This window comes from Polynucleobacter sp. Fuers-14 (genome assembly GCF_018882045.1).
Lineage (GTDB): Bacteria > Pseudomonadota > Gammaproteobacteria > Burkholderiales > Burkholderiaceae > Polynucleobacter.
Window position 1 is genome coordinate 62,889 of record NZ_JACVPG010000010.1, and the last position, 7,667, is coordinate 70,555.

The 7,667-nt window shown below is 45.4% G+C and carries 6 protein-coding genes, 1 tRNA gene and 1 pseudogene; all 8 read left to right on the forward strand.

Features of this window, described 5'->3' with window-relative positions; genetic code table 11:
- Position 1: 1 nt before the first annotated feature.
- The 8 genes and pseudogenes from rsmB (at position 2) to ICN40_RS07010 (ending at position 7,475) form a co-directional block, all read left to right on the forward strand.
- Entirely contained in the window at positions 2–1,318 is a 1,317-nt protein-coding gene (gene rsmB, locus ICN40_RS06975; protein WP_216243064.1) for a 16S rRNA (cytosine(967)-C(5))-methyltransferase RsmB, read from the forward strand.
- Positions 1,315–1,896: a DUF4390 domain-containing protein gene (locus tag ICN40_RS06980; RefSeq protein WP_255561279.1), complete on the forward strand. Its 582-nt coding sequence runs from the start codon at positions 1,315–1,317 to the stop codon at positions 1,894–1,896. Before rsmB ends, ICN40_RS06980 begins: the two co-directional genes overlap by 4 nt.
- On the forward strand, positions 1,893–4,202 hold the full coding sequence (locus ICN40_RS06985; protein WP_216243066.1) for an ATP-binding protein: 2,310 nt from the start codon (positions 1,893–1,895) through the stop codon (positions 4,200–4,202). The genes ICN40_RS06980 and ICN40_RS06985 overlap by 4 nt, the downstream gene beginning before the upstream one ends.
- 2 nt (positions 4,203–4,204) lie before the next feature.
- Positions 4,205–4,888: a response regulator gene (locus ICN40_RS06990; protein ID WP_216243068.1), complete on the forward strand. Its 684-nt coding sequence runs from the start codon at positions 4,205–4,207 to the stop codon at positions 4,886–4,888.
- A 199-nt stretch (positions 4,889–5,087) separates the two neighbouring features.
- Entirely contained in the window at positions 5,088–5,987 is a 900-nt protein-coding gene (locus ICN40_RS06995) for an Abi family protein (protein WP_216243070.1), read from the forward strand.
- 134 nt (positions 5,988–6,121) lie between these two features.
- A tRNA-Phe gene (locus ICN40_RS07000) sits at positions 6,122–6,197 on the forward strand.
- Between the two features lie 78 nt (positions 6,198–6,275).
- Entirely contained in the window at positions 6,276–6,674 is a 399-nt protein-coding gene (locus ICN40_RS07005; RefSeq protein ID WP_215380249.1) for a DUF1398 family protein, read from the forward strand.
- A 117-nt stretch (positions 6,675–6,791) separates the two neighbouring features.
- Positions 6,792–7,475 (forward strand): annotated as a pseudogene (locus ICN40_RS07010) (glutathione S-transferase family protein).
- Positions 7,476–7,667: the final 192 nt, after the last annotated feature.

Consider the following 7,667-nt stretch of genomic DNA (forward strand, 5'->3'; position numbering starts at 1 on the left):
TTTGACTGATCAAAAAACACCACGCAGTCTCCCGCTCTCTGAAGCAATCACGATCGCCGCACAAGCGGTAAGCGAGGTCATCAGCGGAAGATCGCTTACAGAAGTTCTGGATGAGCTAGAGGCCTATGAGCGCCCGATCGTGCAGAGCCTGAGTTTTGATGCACTTCGTAAATGGGTGCGTTCTCATGAATTCATTAAGCAATTTATTCCAAAGACTCCGCCTCCTGAAGTGGATCATTTGCTCAGCGTCGCGATTGCTTTATTTTTACAAGATCCAGCCGAGAGCAAGGGCTATCCAGCCCACACGATTGTGGATCAGGCAGTGAAAGCCTGTGGCGAATATGACGAAACCATGTATGCCAAAGGTTTGGTGAATGCGGTGTTACGCAAGGTCAGCCTTGTAGTGCAACCGCCAGCGGGCGAGAAGCATTTTCCGCCTGATCCAATTCCAATGTATGTACCCGCTTGGTGGCGAGCAAACCTCAAGCGCAATTACTCCAAAGCATGGCAATCTATTTTGTTTCAACAGGCTAAGCGCGCACTATTAATTTTGCGTGTAAATCAAAGGCAATATACGCGTGAGCAATATCAATCCTTATTATCTGAGGCTGGAATTTCATCAAAACCAATAGATGAGTTGGCTGGGGTTCAATTGCCCGCCGCTCTCTTATTGCCTGAGGCGGTTCCCGTATCAGACTTGCCAGGTTTTTATACTGGCGCTGTCTCTGTGCAAGATGCGGGCGCACAACTGGCCGCGATCTTATTAAATCCCCAGGCCGGAGAGTTGGTGTTGGACGCCTGTGCAGCTCCCGGTGGAAAAACGGCACATCTATTGGAGCTTGTAGATTGTTCGATGCGGGCTCTAGAGTTGGACGGCGAGCGCATTGGAAAAATTGGCGGCAACCTAGACCGCCTTCGTTTGCAATCTGACAAAGTCCGCGTGTTACGCGGCGATGCTTCCAAGGCGGCTTGGTGGGATGGCGTTCTTTTTGACAAGATTCTGCTTGATGCCCCCTGCTCAGCTTCTGGAATAGTGTCGCGACATCCTGATATTCCATTTTTAAGGCGCGAAGCAGATCTCCGGGCTTTGCAAGAAAGGCAGCGTGCAATTCTGAATCAGGCATGGAAGATGCTCCAAGTGGAGGGCACTCTTTTGTACGTCACTTGCTCAATATTTCCCGAGGAGGGCGAAGAGCAGGCTGTTTGGTTTGCTGACCAGCACTCCAATGCGGTACGATTAGCCGCTCCAGGCCAGATTTTGCCTGGTGAGCTAAACGACGGTTTTTACTATGCTTTGTTTAAGAAAAATGGGCCATGAGCCGAAGCATTAAACAATTCTTCTTTTTGTTCTTGATGGTGTTGGGTATTTTTTCAACCACCGTTAGCGCCGAAGGAATTAAGATTAAATCCTTTGAGCTGGAGAAGGCGGATAACGACTGGCTTCTCAATGCCACTTTTCAGATTGAGCTATCTCCCGGACTAGAAGACGCAGTGCAAAAAGGCGTTGTCCTCTATTTCCAAACGGAGTTTGATTTAATGCGATCGCGTTGGTATTGGTTTGATGAAAAGTCTGTGCTTGTGCAAAGGCAGACGCGACTTTCTTATCAGCCATTGACACAGCAGTACCGAATTGCTTCAGAGGGCTTTACCTTTTCTGCCAAAACTATGTCTGAGGCATTGCAGGCGGTGGGGAGTATTGGTGGGTGGCGAGTCATTGACGGCGCTCAACTAGATCCCAGTAAATCTTATGCAGCCAGCATGCGGATGAGCCTGGATCTTAGTAAGCTACCAAAACCATTTCAAGTAAACGCACTCAATAACCGCGACTGGAATGTATCAAGCGACTGGTATCACTTTCCATTTTCTCCCAATGGCCCTAATTTAATTAAGCGATGAGATCGATAGCAGCCATGCTAGACCCTGACTTTTTTACTTCCAAAGCTTGGAGTAAAAAAATAATTCCGATCACGATCGTCGTGATCGGTGCTTTTGCTTTATTGCTTTTAGTTTTATTGGCGATTGCCTCATCTAATACAGAATTTTTTGATAACTACTTTATTTGGCTCTATGCCGCCAATGTAGTCATTGGAATTTGCTTAACTCTGGTTATTTTGATTCTGGTGGCTGTTATCGCCGTGCGATGGTATCGCGGGCACTTTGGCACGCGTTTGATTGCAAAGTTGGCAATGATTTTTGCCCTGGTCGGAATTGTTCCGGGCTTAATTTTGTATGGCGTTTCATTACAGTTTGTGTCGCGCAGTATTGAGACTTGGTTTGACGTCAAAGTGGAGACAGCGCTGAACTCGGGTTTAGAGTTGGGACGCTTAACTTTTCGGGTGGCCCAAGAAGAAATTTTGGGCGAGGGTAATTTCATTGCCGAGCAGATCGTCCAAGTCCCATCGGGTACAACTACTGAGCAGGTAGCTGCAGCTGTGATGAAAATTCGCAATCAATTTGGTATTCAAGAGGTCAGCCTCTTCAATATGCAACGCAATTTGATCTTCACAAGCGAGCTAAAGCCTAAAAAATACTTTCCTGCACCTAGTGCCGATGTAGTTGCAGAAGCATTTAGCAAGAAGGGGATGACTTTTTTAGACCAAATTGAAGTGGAGGGCGGTCAACGAGGCTATCGAATCAGGGCAATTGTTCCTGTTATACGAAAAAAATCAATTCATAACAAATTAGATTCTGGCAAAGACACTGAAGACAAATATTTTTTACAGCTAGTGCGCTATATACCAACCCCGTTGGCAAAAAACATTTTTGCTGTGGAGTCTGCATATAGTGAGTATCAAGAGAAAGCGTTGGGGCGCACTGGCCTTCGTAAGATGTTTGTGGGCACATTAACGCTTACCCTTTTCTTTGCGGTTTTCGTTGCCATTACTTTGGCGCTGATGTTGGGCAGGCAGCTTGCACGCCCACTCCTAATGCTACTGAGGGGCACCCAGGCAGTTGCACAGGGAGATTTGTCGCCAAAGCCAGAGCTTGATACTGGCGATGAACTTGGCATGCTTACGCGGCAATTTAATGTCATGACTAGGCAGCTGGCTGACACCCGGACCTCTTTGCAAGAATCCAAAGCATTCTTAGAGCGCGTATTGGGAAGTCTCACGGCAGGCGTATGCATTTTCGACAAAAACTACAACGTTGTTTCTAGTAATGCTGGTGCAGATCGTATTTTTGGTCAGGACCTTACTCTGCTTGATGGAAAGCCCCTCGGCAGCAGCCCCACTCTATTGGAGTTTGAGGGGGCCATCAAAGAGGGCTTTTCTACTATGAAGCTCGCAGTTCTGGGCGAGGGTGATGCAGAACAAAAGACCGCGCCGATGAATGCGCCCGTGTGGCAAAAACAAATTCAACTGCACACTACAAATGAATTTGAAAATGAATTAGGTGTGACCCTGTTCGTGCGTGGCACAGAGCTAACTGGCGACTTACGCATGGTTGTTTTTGATGACATTACTGATGTGGTGAGCGCACAGAGATCTATCGCTTGGAGTGAAGTAGCTAGACGCCTTGCTCACGAAATTAAAAATCCTCTAACGCCTATTCAGCTTTCTGCAGAAAGATTGCAGCATAAGCTTGCAGGCAAGTTGAGCCCAGAGCAAGAAGAAATGATTAATCGCAGCACTGAAACCATCATTGGTCAGGTGCAAGCTATGAAAGAAATGGTGAATGATTTTAGGGATTTTGCGAAGACGCCAACCCCACAACTCAAGCCCGTTTCTATCAATACGCTCACCTCTGAGATTTTGGGGTTATACGAGGGCAGTCCATTGCGCACTCAGTTAGATCCTCATTGCCCAGAGATCATGGGGGATCCCACACAACTAAGACAGGTAATCCATAACTTGCTACAAAATGCCCAAGATGCCACTCTTGAGGGTCCCCATCCCGGTAATCCGGTGGAGGTTAAGACAGAGTTAGTCCCTTATGGCGAACACAATGGCATAGCGCAAAATGCTGTGCGATTAACAATAAGTGATAGTGGGGTTGGATTTCCAGCTAAGATATTGGCAAGAGCCTTTGAGCCTTACGTAACAACTAAGAGCAAAGGCACGGGCCTGGGTTTGGCAGTAGTGAAGAAAATCATTGATGATCACTCGGCCAAAATTGAAATTCGGAACCGTATGCAGGGTGAAGAAGTGGTTGGTGCGAAAGTGTCAATATTGTTTATGAATCTAGCAAAAGAGGCAGCATAAGCATGGCTAGTATTTTGGTTGTTGATGACGAGATGGGAATTCGTGAGCTTCTCAATGAGATTCTCACAGATGAAGGCCATACTGTTTACGCTGCAGAAAGCGCTGTTCAGGCGCGCACTATTCGCGAACAAATGCGCCCCGACTTAGTCTTGTTAGATATTTGGATGCCTGATACCGATGGCATTACATTATTAAAAGAATGGTCCAATACTGGCCAGCTCACGATGCCAGTAGTGATGATGTCGGGACATGCAACGATTGACACTGCTGTTGAAGCCACTCGCATTGGTGCTCTCAACTTTTTAGAAAAACCGATTGCCCTACAGAAACTTTTAAAGACAGTCAGCAAGGCACTGGAGAGCTCTCCTAAATATGTAGAGCCAGAACAGGTTAGGACCGTTCAGTCGATCACTAACTCCGTTGTCACACCAAAGCAGGTGGTTGCTGAATCAGTTGCTCCAGCTGTTGAGGGCGAATACATTAGTGGGATTGCAAAAACGTACTTTGATCTTCCTTTGAGGGAGGCAAGAGATTTGTTTGAGAAGGCGTATTTTGAACATCAAATGCAAATCATGGGCGGCAGTATGACCAAGATTTCAGAGTACACAGGTCTAGAGCGAACCCATTTGTATCGCAAACTGAAAGCATTGGGAATAGATACCTCGCGCAATAAGGGCGAGAGCTAGGCAACAAATGCACAAGGCGCAGCAAGACTTAAGTGCAATTCATAGGCAAAAGTAAAGAAAACCCTTTTTTAAAGGCCTAATTCTTATATTGTTGTAAATAAACACCCTAATAGATTGGGGTAATAGATATCTGTACAATCAATAACAACAACACCCCCCAAGCCTCTTAACAATGCTCACCCCGGGGGGTTTTTTACTTATGAGATATCAAAAACCATCAACCACAATTCAAGAGCAGATTGCGATTATGCGAAATCGCGGACTGATTGTTGTTGATGAGATTTATGCAAGGCAGTATCTGGAATTTATTGGTTACTTTAGATTGGCGGGATATGCATTGCCATTCCAGTTGAATTACAACGCTGATGGAACCCACGAATTTTTACCCAATACTCGCTTTGAAGATGTTGTTGACCTATACGTGTTTGATAGAAAACTTCGTCTTTTGGTTATAGATGCGCTGGAGCGAATTGAGGTGGCTGTAAGGGCTACCATTAGTTGGCAGATGAGCGAGAGAATTGGTGCGCACTGGTATTTGGATGGAACTCCATTTTTCCCTGGTTTTGATCACGATGATTTTTTGGATCGCTTAAAAAAGGATATTGGTCACGACCATTCTAGAAAAGCTGTAAGACAAATATTCATTCAGCACTACTACGATAAGTACACAGATCCCGCATTGCCTCCATCATGGATGGTTTTCGAAGTTTTATCGCTGGGTACGGTGTCAAAGATCTTTAAAAATCTTGCCAGAGAGTATCAAAAGCCAATTGCTAAAGAATATGAGCTTGATGTCTCAATATTTGCCTCATGGCTACATGCCTTAAGTTACTTAAGAAATCTTGCGGCTCACCATCAGCGTTTATGGAACAGAAGATATACGATTAGACCTGCTGTTGCTAGAAAGGTTGCAAATGACCTATCTCAACAAGATCGGTTTTATGCCCAAGTAGTAATGATTCAAGTTTTACTTAAGAAGATTTCGCCGGGGACTGTTTGGGGTGCTCGTTTATTGGATTTATTTAACGAATACCCATCAATTGAGATTAAGCGCATGGGATTTCCCGAAAATTGGAATTCAAGAGATATTTGGCAATAGTTTGTCCGAGTCGCACACCGTCAGCAGGATGGAACATCCCCCTAGCCAAGGATTTGCAGCATTTTCTCTAGAGTTAGATGCAGTAAGCACATTTGGACAGCTTCCCAGCAGTTTCATTTATAATTCCAAGTCTTGGCCTGGTAGCTCAGTCGGTAGAGCAGAGGATTGAAAATCCTTGTGTCGGTGGTTCGATTCCGCCCCGGGCCACCAAGAAACACCAAAACCACCTTCGGGTGGTTTTTTCATTTGTGAGGCGAGATAATTCAAGCTATCAATTTAAGGTTGCTTATGAATCCGAATACAAAAGAAGTTATTGAAAAATGCGCTCGTGAATCTCATGCTGGCTTGTTAACGTTCCCAGAGGCATTGGGCCGCTTAATTGAGGTTGGCGTTGAGTCCTACTTCGCTGACTATCGGAATCAATCTACGACTTATTATTTGTCAGGCAATGGGGCATTTACTATTCCCATGGCAATACCTTCAATTGAGATTCCAAGTTCATTTAATAAAGAAGATGTTGTTTCAGCCATTCGTGGTGCTCAAAGTGATGCGGTTAGATACCCTGAGTTTATTAAGCTAACGATGTCTGCCGGCTGTATTGGATACATCGTTTGGATAGCTGGAAAGTATGTCAACTATTTCGGGCGGCAAGGTGAGGTTCATATCGAGCACTTTCCGCAAGGATGAGAACTCCTACGCCCTAATCGATTCCGCCCCGGGCCACCAAGAAGCACTAAAACTACCTACGGGTGGTTTTTTCATTTGATGGGTATTATTAAAGCACCCAACCATTGGAATAAGAAAATGCTCAAACTGTACTTTCACCCATCTCCGAATCCGATCAAAGTTGCCCTCTATTTAGAGGAGACCAATACACCTTATGAGATTGTTGTTACCGATACTCGTAAAGGTGATCAGCACAAACCAGAATTTAGGGCGATTAATCCTAACGGCAAGACTCCTGCTTTGGTTGATGGCGATATTAAGGTTTTTGATAGTACCGCCATCATGCTGTACTTAGGCGAGAAGATTGGTAAGTTCATGCCAGCCAAAACGCCAGAGGCGCATGCGGAGTTTTATTCATGGCTCATGTTTCTGGCTACAGGAATCGGCCCTTATTGTGGGCAGTTAGTCCACTTCAAGCATTTTGCGCCAGAGCCTAAGGAGTATGCGGTCAATCGCTATGATTTTGAGGCATGGCGTCATTGGGAGATCTTAGAGGCTCGTTTATCTAAACAGCCTTACATGTTGAAAGAGTATGGGATGTTGGATATGTCCGTGTAGGCATGGGCAAGAATGATTCCTTTCTTCTTGGGTGAAGGTGCTTGGAATAAGTTGCCTAGCGTGAAGCGTTTGTTAGATGAGATTAATGCCAAGCCGAGTGCTCAAGCAGTGGAGGCCATTAAGACCAATTTCACTTTCAAGACGGAGGTCGATGAAGAGTCCATAAAGAACCTCTTTCCAGGCAATGAAAGGCTAAAGATGTAGGATCAGACATCCTCCACCCTGGTTCGATTCTGCCCCGACCACCCAGAAATAAAAAACCACCTTCTGAACTGACCCCCAAAAGTTGGACGTTATGTCCAGCCAAGGGGGTTTTGTTTTATGAGCAAGTACAGCAAGCAGTTCAAGCTAAAGGTAGTTAAAGAGTTTTTAAAATCAGGCGGCCTTAAGCGGGTA